The following is a 15,797-nucleotide window of genomic DNA, read 5'->3' as shown; positions in this document are numbered from 1 at the left end:
CCCCAGGGATGCGCGGATCAAGTCCGCGCATGACGGCCGTCGGCTCCGCAAGGCGGCAAACAACCTCTTTTTCGCGGATCGCGCCATGACCCTGCCCCCCGTCCTCGTCCTCGCCGGGCCGACCGCGTCGGGCAAGTCGGCGCTCGCCCTCGCCCTCGCCCAGGCCGAGGACGGCGTGGTCATCAACGCCGATTCGATGCAGGTCTATGACGCCCTGCCGATTCTGACCGCCCAGCCGCCCGAGGCGGCGCGCGAGGCGGTGCCGCATCGACTCTATGGCTGTCTCGACCCCGCCCGGCCCTGCTCGGCGGCGCAATGGGTCGAGCTGGCCCGCGCCGAGATCGAGGCGGCGTGGCATGGCGGGCGGCTGCCGATCGTGGTCGGCGGCACCGGCCTTTATCTCGAAAGCCTGCGCCAGGGGCTGTCGCCGATCCCCGAGATCCCGGCCGCGATCCGCGACGAGGCCCGGGCGCGGCTGGCCGAGATCGGCAATGAAGCGTTCCATGACGAACTCGCCCGGCGCGATCCGGTGATGGCCGCCCGTCTGCCCCCCGGCGACAGCCAGCGGATGGCCCGGGCGTGGGAGGTGCTGGCCGCCACCGGGCGCTCGCTGGCGGAGTGGCAGACCGTGCCGCGTCAGGGCGGGCTGGCCGCGCGCTGGCTGACCCTGGCCCTGCTGCCGCCGCGCGAGGCGCTGCGCGCCGCCTGCGACGGCCGCTTCGCGGCGATGGTGGCGGCCGGCGCGGTCGAGGAAGCCGAGGCGTTCCTCGCCCGGGGGCTCGATCCGGCCGTGCCGGCGATGAAGGTGCTCGGCCTGCGCGAGCTTGGCGCGGCGGCGCGGGGCGAACTGGCGCTGGCCGAGGCGGTCGCCGCCGCCCAGGCCGCCACCCGCGCCTACGCCAAGCGGCAGGTGACCTGGCTGCGCCATCGCGGCGGCGCCGACACCGTCATCGACGCGCAACTTTCGGAAAGTTTGCTGGCGCCAATCTTTGCGAAAATTCGTCAGTTCCGCTTGACCCCCGTCTGACGGCGCGATAGGTTGAGCCCCTTCTCGCGGCCGGGGTCGCGAGCGCGTGCGATGACAGGAAGTTCAAGGGGCTGATATGGTGCACCACGAAACGATGACCGGAGCGGAAATCCTCCTCAAAGCCCTCGTCGATCAGGGTGTGGAGGTCGTTTTCGGCTATCCCGGCGGCGCGGTGCTGCCGATCTATGACGAGCTGGGCAAGCAGAACCGCCTGCGTCACGTCCTGGTGCGTCATGAGCAGGCCGCGGTCCATGCCGCCGAGGGCTATGCCCGCTCGACCGGCAAGGTCGGCTGTGTGCTGGTGACCTCGGGGCCGGGCGCCACCAACGCGGTGACCGGGCTGGCCGACGCCCAGTGCGATTCGGTGCCGCTGGTCTGCCTGACCGGGCAGGTCCCGACCAGCCTGATCGGCAACGACGCCTTCCAGGAAGCCGACATCACCGGCATCACCCGCCCCTGCACCAAGCACAATTATCTGGTGAAGGACACCAACCTGCTGGCGCGGACGGTGCACGAGGCGTTCCATGTCGCCCGCTCCGGCCGCCCCGGCCCGGTGCTGATCGACCTGCCCAAGGACGTGGTCCAGGGCCGGGGCGAGTACCAGCCGCCGTCGAAGGTCAAGTCGAAGTACAATCCCCAGGTCAAGGGCCCGCTGCACGACATCGAGCAGGCGGTCGAGCTGATCGCCAAGGCCAAGCGCCCGGTGTTCTATGTCGGCGGCGGCGTGATCAATTCCGGCCCGGCGGCCTGCCAGCTGCTGACCCAGTTCGTGCGGATGACCGGGATGCCCTGCACCCTGACCCTGATGGGTCTCGGCGCCTTCCCCGGCTCGGATCCGCTGTTCCTCGGCATGCTCGGGATGCACGGCACCTACGAGGCCAACATGGCGATGCATGATTGCGACGTGATGGTCGCGATCGGCGCCCGCTTCGACGACCGCGTCACCGGCCGGATCAACGCCTTCTCGCCCCATTCGAAGAAGATCCACATCGACATCGACCCGTCCTCGATCAACAAGAACGTGATGGTCGATGTCCCGGTGGTCGGCGACTGCGCCCACGTGCTTGAGGACATGATCAAGGTGTGGAAGGCGCGCCAGCCCCGCCTCGACGAGCGCGCGCTCAGGGCGTGGTGGGCCCAGATCGAGGAATGGCGGGCGATCGACAGCCTGCGCTATCCCGCCTCGACCGAGATCATCAAGCCGCAATACGCCATCCAGCGCCTCTATGCCCTGACCAAGGACAAGAACCCCTACATCTGCACCGAGGTCGGGCAGCACCAGATGTGGGCGGCCCAGCATCTGCGGCTCGATTCGCCGCTGCACTGGCTGACCTCGGGCGGGCTCGGCACCATGGGCTACGGCCTGCCGGCGGCGATGGGGGTGCAGACCGCCCATCCCGACGCCCTGGTGATCAACATCGCCGGCGAATCCTCGATCCAGATGAACATCCAGGAGATGGCGACCCTGGTCCAGCACAACCTGCCGGTCAAGATCGTCATCCTCAACAACCAGTTCATGGGGATGGTGCGGCAGTGGCAGGAGCTGATCCACGGCAGCCGCTATTCGGAAAGCCACATGGATCACCATCCCGATTTCGTCAAGCTGGCCGACGCCTTCGGCGCGGTCGGGCTCAGGGCCGAACGCCCCGATCAGGTCGATGACGTGTTCCGCGAGATGATGGCGGTCAACCGCCCGGTGATCGTCGAGCTGCGCACCGACGCCAGCGAGAACGTGTTCCCGATGATCATGCCCGGCATGGCCCATAACGAGATGGTGCTGGGGCCGGAGGATCGCTCGCGCGACAACCAGGGCTCCGAACAGGACGGCATGGTGCTGGTCTGACCGAAGCCGGCGGGCCGACCCCGACCGGGGCGGCCCCGCCTGGGGTTTGAACGGGGCGCGCCGCCGTCTGCCGACGGGGCGGGCCGTAAGAGGAATTTCGACGTGACCGACGCAGTGCAAGAGACCAACCGCCACACCATCGCCGTGCTGGTGGACAATGAATCCGGCGTGCTGGCCCGCGTGATCGGCCTGTTTTCCGGCCGTGGCTACAACATCGAAAGCCTGACCGTGGCCGAGGTCGATGCCGCCCACAACCTGTCGCGCATCACCATCGTCACCTCCGGCACCAAGATGATCATCGAGCAGATCAAGAACCAGCTGCGCCGGCTGGTGCCGGTGCACAAGGTCCATGATCTGACCATCGACGGCCCGCATGTCTCGCGCGAACTGGCCCTGATCAAGGTCGCCTCGACCGGCGACAAGCGGGTCGAGGCGCTGCGCATCGCCGACATCTTCCGCGCCCGCGCGATCGATTCGACCAACGAATCCTTCGTGTTCGAGGTGGTCGGCGCCACCGACAAGGTCGATGCCTTCATCCGCCTGATGGAGCCGCTCGGGCTGGTCGATGTCTCCCGCACCGGCGTGGTCGCCATCGCCCGCGGCGCCCAGCCGCTGTAAAAAAAAGCGGGCTCCGCCCGCACCCGCCAGGGGCCGCAAGGCCCCTGGACCCCTTTCGCTTTTTCAGCTTGGGCTCGGCCGCCGGTCGCGCCCAAAATAGGGAATGGGTTCCAAGGGCCTTGCGGCCCTTGGCGGGTGTGGGCGGAGCCCACGAACTGGACGCGAGGAGCGAGCTTGCGGATTTCCTGGTCCCTGGGGGGCTGGCGGCCGGTGATGCGGCGGCTGCCCGACCCGGCGACGGTGGCAATCACCGTCGATGACGCGCCGATGCCGGACAGCATGCCGGCGATGCTCGACCTGCTCGACCGGTTCGAGGCGAAGGCGACCTTCTTCCTCAGCGGCTGCCGCGCGGTCGAACAGCCCGCCTTGGTGGCGGAGATGGCGGCGCGCGGCCACGCCCTCTACGCCCATGGCTGGGACCATGTCCGGCTCGACCGCGAGCCCGAGGCCCGCCTGTTCGACGACATGACCCGCTGCGAGGCGCTCTTGGCCCGGGTCCGCCCGACCCCCGCCCCCTATCTGGTGCGGCTGCCCTACAATGGCGGCTGGCGCAGCGCCCGAATGCACCGCGCCCTGGCCCGCTGGCGGCCCGGCTGCGTGGTGGTGCATTGGGACCTCTCGACCGAGGACCACCTGATCTCGACCCGCTGCGAGAGCGCCGCCGACGTGCCGGCCGCCTGCCGGGCCGAGGTCGAACGGCTGCTGGCCGATCCGCGCCTGCCCGGCGGCATCGTGCTGATGCACGACCAGCCGATCAACCAGCGCCCCGGCGCCGCCTTCAAGCCGGCGGTGACGGTGACGCTGCTCGAACAATTGCTGGAGGGGATCGCCGCGCGGGGGCTGCGCGCGGTCGCGGTGCCGCCGCCGCCGCCCCAGCCGGCGTGGCGGCGGTTCCTGCTGCCCTGAGAAAAACCTTGTTGGGCTGCCGCCCAAACCCGCTTGGGGCGATGCCCCAAACCCCCTTTTATTTTCAAACAAGGGGGAGGTCTGGAGGCGCCAGCCTCCAGGCGGGGTGCGGGGCGGCAGCCCCGCCTTGCCGGCGAGAGGGGAGAGATCCGAGCGTGAAGATTCTGCACACCATTCCGGGGCGCAACTGGGGCGGCATGGAGCATCGCACCGTCGAGCAGGTGCGCTGGCTGAAGGGGCACGGCCACGCGGTGTGGCTGGCGACGCCGCCCGACGGCCAGACCTGGGCCCGCGCCCAGGCCGCCGGGCTGCCGCTGCTGCCGTTTGATTTCGACCGCCCGTGGCACCCGGCCTCGGTGCGCGGCTTCCGCCGGCTGGTGATCGAGCGCGGCATCGAGCTGATCGACACCCACGTCACCCGCGACGCCAAGGTCGCCGCCACCTGCCTCGACCTCTGCGCCGTGGTGCGCTCGCGCCATGTCAACCAGCCGCTGAAGCCGTCGCCGCTGCGGCGGATGCAATGGCGGCTGGGGGCCGACCACGTCATCACCGTCGCCGAATGCACCCGAAGCGCCCTGCTCGCCGACGGGCTGGCCGATCCGCGCCGCTCGACCGCGATCGGCGGCTGGGCCGACGACGCCTTCTTCGCCGCCGCCGGTCCGGCCGAGCGCGCCGTGCTGCGCGGCCAGCTCGGCCTCGCCGCCGACGCCTATGTCTGGCTGTGCGTCGGCATGATCCGCCCCGACAAGGGCCAGAATTACCTGTTCGACGCCCTGACCCTGCTGGCGGCGCGCGGGCTGCGCCCGACTCTGGTGGTGGTCGGTGCCGCCACCGCCGAATCCGCCGAATACGAGGCCGAGCTGCGCCGCCGCGCCGGCGAACTGACCTCCCCGGTGGTGTTCACCGGCTATCGCGAGGACGTCGCCGCCCTGATGCGGATGGCCGACGCGGTGGTGATCCCGTCGCTGACCGAGGCCCAGCCCCGCGTCGCGGTGCAGGCCTTCGCCGTCGGCCGCCCGGTGGTCGCCAGCGCGGTTGGCGGCGTGCCGGAAATCGTCACCCCGGGCGAGACCGGCTGGCTGGTGCCGCCGGCCGACCCCGCCGCCTTGGCCGAGGCGATCGAGGCGGTGATGGCGAAACCCGCCGCCGCCGGGGCGATCGCCACCCGCGCCCGCCTGCTGGCCGAGGCGACGATGCGGTTCGACCACCGCATGAAGACGACCCTCGACACCTACCGCGCCGCGCTGGAGCACGCCCACACCCGCGCCTTCCCGCGCTTTCGTGGCAACAGCCGATGAGCCCCGCCCCCCGCCTGTCGGCGCTGGTGGTGGTGCATGACGAGGAAGCCCGCCTCGCCGCCTGCCTCGACCGGCTGCGCTTCGCCGACGAGCTGGTGGTGGTGCTCGACCGCTGCACCGACCGCTCGGGCGAGATCGCGCGCGACTACGGCGCCCGGCTGATCGAAGGGGCCTGGGAGCGCGAGGGCGGCCGCCGCAATGCCGGCATCAATGCCTGCACCGGCGACTGGATTTTGGAGGTCGATGCCGACGAGCATGTTCCCGCCGCCTTGGCCGAGGAGATCCGCGCCACCATCGCCGCCAGCCGGTTCGACTGGCACGAGATCCCGGTCGATAATTACATCGGCACCCGGCGGGTGCGGCATGGCTGGGGCGCCAGCTTCGGCAAGGCCGCCTATCCCGGCCTGTTCCGCAACGGGGTCAAGACCTGGGGCGACCAGCGCCTCCACCCCTCGCTGAGCTGGCGCGGCCGCAAGGGGCCGATGCTGCGCCAGCGACTCGACCATTACGTCGATCGCAACATCTCCGACATGATCCGCCGCCTCGACGCCTATTCCTCCGCCCGCGCCCGCGACCTGCGCGAACGCGGCGAGACCTGGGGCTCGATGCCGGCCAACCTGCGGCGGATGGTCAGCCGCTTCTTCAAATGCTACGTCCGGCGCGGCGGCTGGCGCGAGGGCGGCTACGGCTTCCTGGTCGCCACCTGCGCCGCGCTCTACCCGGTGCTGTCGCACCTCAAGGCCAAGCTGGAGAAAGAGTGATGGCGACGATCGTGATGAGCGACGATGGCATCGTCTTCGATGGCAAGAGCCTCGATGACGGGCCGCTGGGCGGGGCCGAGACCTCGTTCATCGAGATGGCCAACGCGCTGGCCGCGCGCGGCCACCGGGTGCTGGCCTGCACCAACTGCGCCGCCGAGCGGGTCCATCGCGGCGTGAGCTGGCGGCCGATCGGCCAGGGCATCCCCGATAGCGCCGATCTCTACATCGCCAATCGCGGCGACAAACTGATCCGGCGCTGCCCGGGGGCGCGCCACACCATCTTCTGGATCCACAATCCGGCCGGCTACCTGCTCAAGGCGCGCTATCAGTGGAAGCTGGCGCTGCGGCGGCCGACCATCGTCTTTTCCGGCGCCAGCCATGCCGGCACCTATCCGGGCTGGGCCTTTGCCGGCGGGCGCGAAATCGTCCCCTACGGCGTCACCGAGCTGTTCCGTCAGGCCGGCGCGCGCGCCGAGGCGCCGCCGCCACGCGCGCTGTTCACCTCGAACCCGCTGCGCTCGCTCGACTGGCTGCTGGAGCTGTGGGCGGCGCGGATCCAGCCGGCGGTGCCGGGGGCCGAGCTGCACGTCTTCGCCGGGGCCGCGACCTATGGCAGCGCCGGGGACGCCAAGGCGGCGAAAATGCGGCCGGTGCTCGACCGCGCCGCCGCGCTGGCCCCCCAGGGGGTGGTACTGCGCGGGCCGGTGCCCAAGGCCCAACTGGTCGAGGAACTGGGCGCCGCCCGCGCCCTGCTCTATCGCGGCGACATCGGCGAGACCTTCTGTTCGGCCGTGGCCGAGGCCCAGGCGATGGGCGTCCCCACCGTGGTCCAGGACATCGCCTGCCTGTCCGAGCGGGTGATCGACGGCGAGACCGGGTTCTGTGTCAAGGACGACGACGGGTTTGCCGAGGCGGCGATCCGGCTGCTGAGCGACGATCCGCTGTGGCGGCGGCAGCATCACGCCGCGCTGGAGCGGCAGCGCGGCTGGGGCTGGGATCAGGCCGCCGCCGAATTCGAGCGGATCGGACGGCTGTAAAAAAACGCGGGCTCTGCCCGCACCCGCCAAGGGCCGCAAGGCCCTTGGAACCCGTCGAGGGGGAGTTCGGGGGATGGATCTCAGGCGGTTGATCGAGGCGGCACGCGCGGCCCAAGGCAACGCCTATGCGCCTTATTCGGGATTCGCGGTCGGGGCCGCGATCGAGGATGAAAACGGGCGGATCCATCGTGGCGCCAATGTCGAAAATGCCGCCTATCCGCTCGGGCACTGCGCCGAAAGCAATGCCATCGGGGCGATGGTGGTCGCGGGCGGGCGAACAATCAGGCGGATCCTGATCCTCGGCGGCGCGGCGGCCTGTCCGCCCTGTGGCGGCTGTCGCCAGCGCATTCGGGAGTTCGCCGACGCGGAAACCCGGATCCTGCTGGTGGCGGGGGATGGCGGCGTCAGCGACTATCGGATCGACGACCTGTTGCCGGACTCGTTCGGGCCGGATCTGTTCCGGCCGACTCAGGGATAGGCGATCTCGCCGTCGCCGGCCAGGGTTTCCAGCGCCGGCCGGGCGAACAGGAAGCCCTGGACGTAACGCACCCCGAGGCCGCGCAGCAGCGCCAGTTCCTCCGGCCGTTCCACCCCTTCCGCCACCACCCCGATCCCCAGGTCGCGGCAGGCGCCGGTCATCGCCCGCAGGATCACCTGCCGGGTCGAATCCCGGTCGCAGCCGCGCACCAGTCCGATGTCGAGCTTGACGATGTCGGGACGGATGTTGGCGAGCAGGTTGAGGCCGCAGGCCCCGGCGCCGAAATCGTCGAGCGCCACCGCGAAGCCACGGGCGCGGTATTCGGTGATGATCGCCGACAGATGGTCGTGATCGTCGATCCGCTCGTCCTCGGTGATTTCAAAGGTGATGCGGTCGAGCGGAAAGCCGACCCGCGCCGCCGCCGCCAGGGTGGCGCGGATGCAGGCCGCCGGCTGATAGACCGCGTTGGGCATGAAATTGATGTTGAGCCGCCGGTCGAGCCCCAGCCGCCCGGCCAGTTCGATCGCCCGCACCCGGCAGGCCTGATCGAAGGCGTAGCGATTTTCGGGCGTCACCTGCGACAGGATCGACGCCGCCCCCTCGCCCGCCGGGCCGCGCACCAGCGCCTCGTAGCCATGGATCCGCCGCGCCTCGAGGTCGATCACCGGCTGGAACGCCATCGTGAACGGCAGGGTGAAACCGTCGCCATCGCGACAGGCGGCACAAGGAATTGAGGTCACCGGCGCGTCTCCCGTGCTGGCCCCGCCGCCGCCGGACCGCGACAGGGCGGCAAATCCGGGCTAGACTGGCGGTCATGATCGATTCCGCTTCCCTGCTGCCGGCGCTGGAGGCTCTCGCCCGTCGTGCCGGCGATGCCATTCTAGAGATTTATGCCGGCGATTTCGAGGTGCGCGCCAAGGCCGATTCCTCGCCGGTCACCCTGGCCGACGAACGCGCCGAGGCGATCATCCTGCCCGGCCTCGCCGCGCTGGCCCCGTCCTGGCCGGCGGTGTCGGAGGAACAGGCCGCCGCCGGCCGCGCCCCCGCCGTCGGCCCCGGCCCGTGCTGGCTGGTCGATCCGCTCGACGGCACCAAGGAATTCATCCGCCGCAACGGCGAGTTCACCGTCAATATCGGCCTGCTGGTCGATCTGGTCCCCGTCGCCGGGGTGGTGCTGGCCCCGGTCTCCGGCCTGCTGTGGTCGGGCGCCCCCGGTCAGGCCTGGCGCATCGGCCCCGACGGCCACCGCCAGCCGATCGCCTGCCGCCCCCGCCCCGCCGATCGCGTCCGCATCGTCACCAGCCGCTCCCACAACCAGCCCGAGGCGCTGGAACGCTGGCGCACCCGCTTTCCCGCCAGCGACCTGACCTTCGCCGGCTCGTCGCTGAAATTCTGCCGCGTCGCCGAGGGCAGCGCCGACCTCTATCCCCGCTTCGGCCCGACCTGCGAATGGGATACCGCCGCCGGCCACGCCGTGCTGCGCGCCGCCGGCGGCACCGTCGAAACCTTCGACGGCGGCCCCCTGCCCTACGGCAAGCCCGATTTCCTCAACCCCGATTTCATCGCCCGCGGCCCCGAGCCGATCCCCCCGGCGCGGGAATAGGCAGGGCTGCCGCCCCGCCACCCCGCTTGGGGAGCAAAGCTCCCCAATCCCCTCATTTTTTCTTCGCACGGGGGAGCAGCCATGGCCATCACCCTCAACATCAGGCGGCAACCCTACGAAGAGCCGAACCACACCCAGTTGTTCATCACCGTTTCCAACGGGCTGTTCGCCGGAAGCCTCGACATTTACTGCAATGTCGAGGATATCGCCGCCATCGGGCGGAACCTGAAAGCCTTCCCGACCAAGGCCGGCGACGAGTATCTCTATCAATATGGCAGCGAAGCCCCCGAAATGCGCTGGTATCGCCATTTCGTGTTCCGGGCCTATACCGTTGGCAGTCTGGGACAGTGCGCGGTCCAGATCATCATGAACCGCAACGAAACGGGGGTGAACGATGCCGCCTGCCGCTTCTCCTTCCCCGTCGAGGCTGGCGCGTTGAACCGACTGGGCCGCCTGTTGGAACGGTTCGGCGCGTTGGAGCATCTCGAACTGGAATGGTCACCGTCGGCCGGCCGGCTGTACGAAACCCACCAGCAGCCGATCACGCCCCCCTGGATCCCGGCATGCTAGCCCCCACGACAACAGCATAAAAACGAAGGGGGTCCGGGGCATCGCCCCGGCGGGTCGCGGGCAGCGCCCGCGTCATGTTCGGGGCATTGCTCAACGTTCGTCGGTTTCGCTCGGGCAGGCGCGGGCCAGTTCGGCGGCATCGAGGCGGCCGTCATGGTCGCGGTCGAGGGTTTCGAACTGGTGTTCGGCCTGACGGAGGAACTCGTCGCGGCTGACCTTGAAATCGAGATTGGTATCGGCCGACATCACCGGGTCGGCGCTGCTGGCGGTGGCGTGGTGGCGCGGGGCGCCGGGCGGACCGCCGAAGGGGCCGCCGCGTCCGCCGCCGGGCGGGCCGCCGCGTTCGGCCCCGGGCGGGGGGACCGGCTTGTCCTCGGGCGGGCGGGGGCGGAACGGCTCGCGATATTCGGACAGTTCGTCGGCGGTGATGAAGCCGTCATGGTCGAGGTCCATCCGGGCGAACTGGGCTTCGGCGTCGGCGAGAAACTCGGCGCGGGACAGCGTGCCGTCATGGCGGGCGCCGACCCGCCGGCCCCAATCGGCCAGCACCGCCGGGCAGGCCCCGGCCGGGCCGAGCGGGCCGCCGGTCAGCGGTTCGGCGTTGGGGCTGAACACCGGGGCGGCGCCGGGGCGGCCGCGCTCCGGCCCGCCGCCGTCGGCGGGGGCGGTGCCGCAGCCGGCCAGGGCCAGACCGAACAGGGCCGCCATCGCCAATCCGGGCATCGTCACTCTGGGCATCGTTTCGCTCCGGCAGGGATGGCTGCCGGTCACCATAGCCGATCGGCGGGAGGGGGCAAGCCGCCCGAAAGCCCGGGGACGGTCAATCGGGACGGGACAGCCGCGCCGCCGCCTCGGCCGGCGGGAGCTTGGCCGGGGACAGCGGCGAGACGGCAACCGCCGCCTGGACCGGCCCCGGGGCACAGAACCGGCTGACCATCGCCCGGTACAGCGTCAGCCACGCCGCCAGCGAGGCGATCTCGCTGCCCTCGGCCGTCTCCAGTGCCTCCAGTTGGGCGTCGAGCACCGCCGCCGCCTGCTGGTAGGCCCCGAACAGATCGAGCGCGCAACAGAAATCGACCAGAACCGAAGAAGCCTGGACCGGATTGCCGCAGCAATCGAGCACCGCGCTCAACAGGACATAATTCAGCCAATCGGTACGGTCACGATCGATTGCTTCGCGGAAACAGCTTTCCGCCTTGGCGTAGTCCTGCTGCCCCACCGCGGTCACCCCAAGCTGATGAAAGGATCCCATCGCCGTTTCGCCGCCTGAACCGAGCCCCCGTCCTATTGCAAAGAGACTATAACAGAATCAACAGTTCTGCATCTTAAAATCGAATAAAGTGCGACAATTTTAGATCCATTGGTTTCCATGTTGACAAAAAAGGGAGATTAAGCGCCGATCAGCACAGCCTGTGGATGGAGATGGGGCCATCCACTCGCCCCGGCAAGGGGACGGGACAGCAGGGATGACAGGGGCGGCGTTCCGGTCTAGGCTCGGCCCCTTTTTCCCTTCCCCCCGCCCGAGGATTTGCCCGATGTTCGTTGGCATCGATTTCGGCACCACCAACAGCGCGGTGGCGCTGGCCGGCGCCGATGGCGCGGCCGAGGTGGTCCCCTTCCCCACCGCCGCCGGCCCGGCCAGCACCGAACGCTCGGTGCTGGCATTCGATCCGCATCACCGCGACGCCGAGCGCCGCCTGCTGCCGCTGGTCGGCCATCGCGCGATCGAGACCTATCTCGACAGCGACCAGGATTGCCGGCTGCTGCAATCGTTCAAATCCTACCTGACCAGCCGGCTGTTCACCGCCACCACCCTGCATGGCGCCCGCTACAGCCTGGAGGATCTGATCGCCCTGATCGTCGGCCATCTGCGCGCCGCCGCCGCCGCCCGGGGCGGCGCGGTCGGGCGGGTGGTGGCCGGCCGCCCGGTCCGCTTCGTCGCCGAGGAAGGCGCCGACGAGGATTCCTTCGCCACCGGCCGGCTGGTCGAGGCCTTCGCCAAGGCCGGCATCCCCGAGGTGGCGTTCGAGTTCGAGCCGATCGCCGCCGCCTATCATTACGAAAGCGGCCTCGATACCGACCAGACCGTGCTGGTGGCCGATTTCGGCGGCGGCACCAGCGATTTCTGCCTGATCCGGCTGGGGCCGGGCCGGGCCGGCCTCGCCCGCCCCGCCGACGCCATCCTCGGCACCGCCGGCCTGGGGCTGGCCGGCGATTCCTTCGACCGCCGCATCGTCGAACACGGCCTCGCCCCCCATTTCGGCCGCGACCTGACCTATCAAAGCGGCGGCAAGCTGCTGCCGATGCCGTCCTGGATCTATGCCCGGCTGGAACGCTGGCACCATGTCGCCTTCCTCAACGCGCCGAAGACGCTGCGGCTGCTGCACGATCTGCGCCGCCAGCTCGACGATCCCGAGCCGCTCGACCAGTTGCTGGCCCTGATCGAATACAATCTCGGCTATCACCTCTACCGCGCGGTCGAGGGGGCCAAGCGGGCGCTGTCGGCCGAGGAGCGCACCCTGTTCCGCTTCGATCACGACCCGGTGCGGCTGGAACGGCCGATCACCCGCGCCGAATTCGAAAGCTGGATCCGGCCGGAACTCGACTCGATCGGCGCCTGCGTCGATGGGCTGCTGGCCGACACCGGCCTGACCACCGACCGGGTTGACCGGGTGTTCCTGACCGGCGGCTCGTCGCTGGTGCCGGCGGTGCGCGCCCTGTTCGCCCAACGCTTCGGCGAGAACAAGCTCAGCAGCGGCGGCGAATTCATCTCGGTCGCCTCGGGCCTCGCCCACCGCGCCCGCGAATTGTTCACCGCCTGAGCCGCGCCGCAAAAGCGTTCATCCGGGTGGCGGCGCCGCCCGGATGAGCACAAGGGAAACACTATCGTATCGTAGCATTTTACAGAAAATCCGGCCGTGGAAAAGCAATACTGTGTCCCGCCGGCGGGTTTTCCAGCAACTTATTGCATCGCCCTGGGTCTTCTGGCAGGGTTTTCCTGCCTGCGACGTTGACCGTCCCGGCCGCCCGGTCCCCGATCGCCCGCGGTCGGGCCGAGCCGATCCGCCGGCTTCATCAGGGGGATTCAAGCAAAATGGACATCAACCTTTTCGTGATCGGATGCGGCGTGCTCGCGCTGCTGTACGGCGCGTATGCGATCCGGTCGGTGACGGCGGCCTCGGCCGGCACCGCGCGGATGCAGCAGATCGCCGGAGCGGTGCAGGAAGGCGCCGCCGCCTATCTCAACCGTCAATACACCACCATCGCGCTGGTCGGGCTGGTGGTGGCCGTGGTGCTGGGCTACTACCTCGGCATCTATCAGGCCGCCGGCTTCGTGATCGGCGCCGTGCTGTCGGGCGCCGCCGGCTATGTCGGCATGAACGTCTCGGTGCGCGCCAACGTCCGCACCGCCGAAGCCGCCCGCTCGGGCGGGATGCAGCCGGCGCTCGACGTCGCCTTCAAGTCGGGCGCGATCACCGGCCTCTTGGTGGTCGGCCTCGGCCTGATCGGCGTCGCCGGCTATTACACCGTGCTCCAGCATGCCGGGCTCGACTCGCGCAAGCTGCTTGAGGCGCTGGTGGCGCTGTCGTTCGGCGCCTCGCTGATCTCGATCTTCGCCCGTCTCGGCGGCGGCATCTTCACCAAGGGGGCCGACGTCGGCGCCGATCTGGTCGGCAAGGTCGAGGCCGGGATCCCCGAGGACGATCCCCGCAACCCGGCGGTGATCGCCGACAATGTCGGCGACAATGTCGGCGACTGCGCCGGCATGGCCGCCGACCTGTTCGAGACCTACGCGGTCACCGTGGTCGGCACCATGCTGCTGGGCTCGATCTTCTTCACCGGCGCGGCCCAGTCGCAGATGATGCTGCTGCCGCTGGTGATCTGCGGCGTCTGTATCTTCGCCTCGGTGATCGGCACCTTCTTCGTCAAGCTCGATGAGTCGGGCAAGATCATGAAGGCGCTCTACAAGGGCCTGATCGTCACCGGCATCCTGTCGGCGGCGCTGATCGCCGGCGTGCTGGTCTATGGCTTCGGCGGCTTCCACGCCACCTTCGACGCCGCCGGCCGCACCATCACCGGCACCAACCTCTACACCTGCGCGATGATCGGCCTGGTCGTCACCGGCCTGCTGGTGTGGATCACCGAATATTACACCGGGACCGATTACCGCCCGGTCCAGTCGGTGGCCCAGGCCTCGGTCACCGGCCACGGCACCAACGTCATCCAGGGCCTCGCGGTGTCGATGGAAGCGACCGCTTTGCCGGTGCTGGTGATCTCGGTCGCCATCATCGCCGCCTTCAACGTCGCCGGCCTGTTCGGCATCTCGATCGCCGCCACCACCATGCTGGCGCTGGCCGGGATGATCGTGGCGCTCGACGCCTACGGCCCGGTCACCGACAATGCCGGCGGCATCGCCGAGATGGCCGACCTGCCGAAGGACGTGCGCAAGATCACCGACGCGCTCGACGCCGTCGGCAACACCACCAAGGCGGTGACCAAGGGCTACGCCATCGGTTCGGCCGGTCTGGCCGCGCTGGTGCTGTTCTCGGCCTATACCGCCGACCTCAAGCACTATTTCCCGAGCCTCAACATCCAGTTCAGCCTGGAAGACCCCTATGTGGTGATCGGCCTGTTCCTGGGCGGGCTGCTGCCCTACCTGTTCGGGGCGCTCGGCATGCAGGCGGTCGGCCGCGCCGCCGGTTCGGTGGTGATCGAGGTCCGGCGTCAGTTCAAGGAAATCCCCGGCATCATGGCTGGCACCGCCAAGCCGGATTACGGCCGCGCGGTCGATATGCTGACCAAGGCGGCGATCAAGGAAATGATCGTCCCCAGCATGCTGCCGGTGCTGTCGCCGGTGGTGCTGTACTTCGTGGTGCGCGCCGCCGCCGGCCAGTCGGCCGCCTTCACCGCGCTGGGCGCGATGCTGCTCGGCACGATCGTCACCGGCCTGTTCGTCGCGATCTCGATGACCTCGGGCGGCGGCGCGTGGGACAACGCCAAGAAGTTCATCGAGGACGGCCACCATGGCGGCAAGGGCTCCGACGCCCACAAGGCCGCCGTCACCGGTGACACCGTCGGCGATCCCTACAAGGACACCGCCGGCCCCGCCGTCAACCCGATGATCAAGATCATCAACATCGTCGCCATCCTGCTGCTGGCGATGGTCGCGGCCTGATCCTTTCGGATCCGTCCGTTTCCTGCCCCCCGGCCGTTCGCGGCCGGGGGTTTTGTTTGTGGGAGCCCCTTGCTGGGCACTCGCCCGAACCCCCTTTGTTTTTGGTTCACGGGTGAACGGGGCGGACGGCCCCCGTCCTTGCCGTCATGCGCGGACGTGATCCGCGCATCCATGGGGAGCCGTTTGGCGCCCTCCCCTGAGCCGACACGGGGATGGCCGGGTCAAGCCCGGCCATGACCAACCTCTCTTCCCCAGAATTCCGTGCGACGGATCAACGGGGCGGACGGCCCCCCGTCCTTGCCGTCATGCGCGGACGTGATCCGCGCATCCATGGGAGCCGTTTGGCGCCCTCCCCTGAGCCGACACGGGGATGGCCGGGTCAAGCCCGGCCATGACCAACCTCTCTTCCCCAGAATTCCGTGCGACGGATCAACGGGGCGGACGGCCCCCGTCCTTGCCGTCATGCGCGGACGTGATCCG

Annotated in this window: 15 protein-coding genes; 12 read left to right on the top strand and 3 right to left on the bottom strand. The window is 69.6% G+C overall.

Annotation, left to right across the window (positions count from 1 at the left end; genetic code table 11):
* Positions 1–85 precede the first annotated feature (85 nt).
* The 8 genes from miaA (at position 86) to cdd (ending at position 7,968) form a co-directional block, all read left to right on the top strand.
* Positions 86–1,027, top strand: coding sequence for a tRNA (adenosine(37)-N6)-dimethylallyltransferase MiaA (gene miaA / locus ACFSNB_RS11505; protein ID WP_377316641.1), 942 nt, complete (start codon positions 86–88; stop codon positions 1,025–1,027).
* A 76-nt stretch (positions 1,028–1,103) separates the two neighbouring features.
* The gene (locus ACFSNB_RS11500) at positions 1,104–2,870 is read left to right on the top strand and encodes an acetolactate synthase 3 large subunit (RefSeq protein ID WP_377316639.1); all 1,767 of its coding nucleotides are present in this window, start codon (positions 1,104–1,106) and stop codon (positions 2,868–2,870) included.
* A gap of 102 nt (positions 2,871–2,972) precedes the next feature.
* Entirely contained in the window at positions 2,973–3,488 is a 516-nt protein-coding gene (gene ilvN, locus ACFSNB_RS11495; RefSeq protein WP_377316637.1) for an acetolactate synthase small subunit, read from the top strand.
* A 174-nt stretch (positions 3,489–3,662) separates the two neighbouring features.
* On the top strand, positions 3,663–4,394 hold the full coding sequence (locus ACFSNB_RS11490; RefSeq protein WP_377316635.1) for a polysaccharide deacetylase family protein: 732 nt from the start codon (positions 3,663–3,665) through the stop codon (positions 4,392–4,394).
* Positions 4,395–4,549: 155 nt separating this feature from the next.
* Positions 4,550–5,692 (top strand): glycosyltransferase family 4 protein, encoded by a 1,143-nt coding sequence (locus ACFSNB_RS11485; protein ID WP_377316633.1) that lies wholly within the window; start codon positions 4,550–4,552, stop codon positions 5,690–5,692.
* Positions 5,689–6,453 (top strand): glycosyltransferase family 2 protein, encoded by a 765-nt coding sequence (locus tag ACFSNB_RS11480; protein WP_377316631.1) that lies wholly within the window; start codon positions 5,689–5,691, stop codon positions 6,451–6,453. The genes ACFSNB_RS11485 and ACFSNB_RS11480 overlap by 4 nt, the downstream gene beginning before the upstream one ends.
* Positions 6,453–7,490 (top strand): glycosyltransferase family 4 protein, encoded by a 1,038-nt coding sequence (locus ACFSNB_RS11475; protein WP_377316629.1) that lies wholly within the window; start codon positions 6,453–6,455, stop codon positions 7,488–7,490. The genes ACFSNB_RS11480 and ACFSNB_RS11475 overlap by 1 nt, the downstream gene beginning before the upstream one ends.
* Positions 7,491–7,563: 73 nt before the next feature.
* Entirely contained in the window at positions 7,564–7,968 is a 405-nt protein-coding gene (cdd, locus tag ACFSNB_RS11470; RefSeq protein ID WP_377316627.1) for a cytidine deaminase, read from the top strand.
* On the opposite strand, the gene ACFSNB_RS11465 is transcribed toward cdd, so the two are convergent.
* On the bottom strand, positions 7,959–8,708 hold the full coding sequence (locus tag ACFSNB_RS11465) for an EAL domain-containing protein (protein ID WP_465264565.1): 750 nt from the start codon (positions 8,706–8,708) through the stop codon (positions 7,959–7,961). The genes cdd and ACFSNB_RS11465 overlap by 10 nt on opposite strands.
* Before the next feature lie 74 nt (positions 8,709–8,782).
* Between ACFSNB_RS11465 and cysQ the strand changes: the two genes are divergently transcribed.
* Both cysQ and ACFSNB_RS11455 read left to right on the top strand, forming a co-directional pair.
* A complete protein-coding gene (cysQ, locus tag ACFSNB_RS11460) occupies positions 8,783–9,571 on the top strand; it encodes a 3'(2'),5'-bisphosphate nucleotidase CysQ (protein ID WP_377316625.1) in 789 nt (262 codons plus the stop codon).
* An 81-nt stretch (positions 9,572–9,652) separates the two neighbouring features.
* The gene (locus ACFSNB_RS11455; RefSeq protein ID WP_377316623.1) at positions 9,653–10,141 is read left to right on the top strand and encodes a hypothetical protein; all 489 of its coding nucleotides are present in this window, start codon (positions 9,653–9,655) and stop codon (positions 10,139–10,141) included.
* A 90-nt stretch (positions 10,142–10,231) separates the two neighbouring features.
* Here ACFSNB_RS11455 and ACFSNB_RS11450 read toward each other — a convergent pair whose 3' ends face one another.
* Both ACFSNB_RS11450 and ACFSNB_RS11445 read right to left on the bottom strand, forming a co-directional pair.
* Positions 10,232–10,879, bottom strand: coding sequence for an EF-hand domain-containing protein (locus ACFSNB_RS11450; RefSeq protein WP_377316621.1), 648 nt, complete (start codon positions 10,877–10,879; stop codon positions 10,232–10,234).
* Positions 10,880–10,961: 82 nt separating this feature from the next.
* Entirely contained in the window at positions 10,962–11,393 is a 432-nt protein-coding gene (locus tag ACFSNB_RS11445; protein ID WP_377316619.1) for a hypothetical protein, read from the bottom strand.
* Between the two features lie 283 nt (positions 11,394–11,676).
* Here ACFSNB_RS11445 and ACFSNB_RS11440 point away from each other — a divergent pair, with 283 nt between their 5' ends.
* Both ACFSNB_RS11440 and ACFSNB_RS11435 read left to right on the top strand, forming a co-directional pair.
* Positions 11,677–12,963, top strand: a complete 1,287-nt coding sequence (locus tag ACFSNB_RS11440) for an Hsp70 family protein (RefSeq protein ID WP_377316617.1) — start codon at positions 11,677–11,679, stop codon at positions 12,961–12,963.
* A gap of 272 nt (positions 12,964–13,235) precedes the next feature.
* On the top strand, positions 13,236–15,317 hold the full coding sequence (locus ACFSNB_RS11435) for a sodium-translocating pyrophosphatase (RefSeq protein ID WP_377316615.1): 2,082 nt from the start codon (positions 13,236–13,238) through the stop codon (positions 15,315–15,317).
* Positions 15,318–15,797 lie beyond the last annotated feature (480 nt).

This window comes from Phaeospirillum tilakii (assembly GCF_042683125.1).
Lineage (GTDB): Bacteria > Pseudomonadota > Alphaproteobacteria > Rhodospirillales > Magnetospirillaceae > Phaeospirillum > Phaeospirillum tilakii.
Note: the sequence above shows the minus strand (reverse complement) of the source record. Positions and strands in the feature narration are given on the sequence as shown.

Excerpts from the sequence above, each read along its gene's own strand:
- miaA (WP_377316641.1), top strand. The coding sequence starts at position 86 with ATGACCCTGCCCCCCGTCCTCGTCCTCGCCGGGCCGACCGCGTCGGGC.
- ACFSNB_RS11435 (WP_377316615.1), top strand. The coding sequence starts at position 13,236 with ATGGACATCAACCTTTTCGTGATCGGATGCGGCGTGCTCGCGCTGCTG.
- cdd (WP_377316627.1), top strand. The coding sequence starts at position 7,564 with ATGGATCTCAGGCGGTTGATCGAGGCGGCACGCGCGGCCCAAGGCAAC.
- ACFSNB_RS11480 (WP_377316631.1), top strand. The coding sequence starts at position 5,689 with ATGAGCCCCGCCCCCCGCCTGTCGGCGCTGGTGGTGGTGCATGACGAG.
- ACFSNB_RS11475 (WP_377316629.1), top strand. The coding sequence starts at position 6,453 with ATGGCGACGATCGTGATGAGCGACGATGGCATCGTCTTCGATGGCAAG.
- ACFSNB_RS11445 (WP_377316619.1), bottom strand. The coding sequence starts at position 11,393 with ATGGGATCCTTTCATCAGCTTGGGGTGACCGCGGTGGGGCAGCAGGAC.
- ACFSNB_RS11500 (WP_377316639.1), top strand. The coding sequence starts at position 1,104 with ATGGTGCACCACGAAACGATGACCGGAGCGGAAATCCTCCTCAAAGCC.
- ACFSNB_RS11450 (WP_377316621.1), bottom strand. The coding sequence starts at position 10,879 with ATGCCCAGAGTGACGATGCCCGGATTGGCGATGGCGGCCCTGTTCGGT.
- ACFSNB_RS11455 (WP_377316623.1), top strand. The coding sequence starts at position 9,653 with ATGGCCATCACCCTCAACATCAGGCGGCAACCCTACGAAGAGCCGAAC.
- ACFSNB_RS11440 (WP_377316617.1), top strand. The coding sequence starts at position 11,677 with ATGTTCGTTGGCATCGATTTCGGCACCACCAACAGCGCGGTGGCGCTG.
- cysQ (WP_377316625.1), top strand. The coding sequence starts at position 8,783 with ATGATCGATTCCGCTTCCCTGCTGCCGGCGCTGGAGGCTCTCGCCCGT.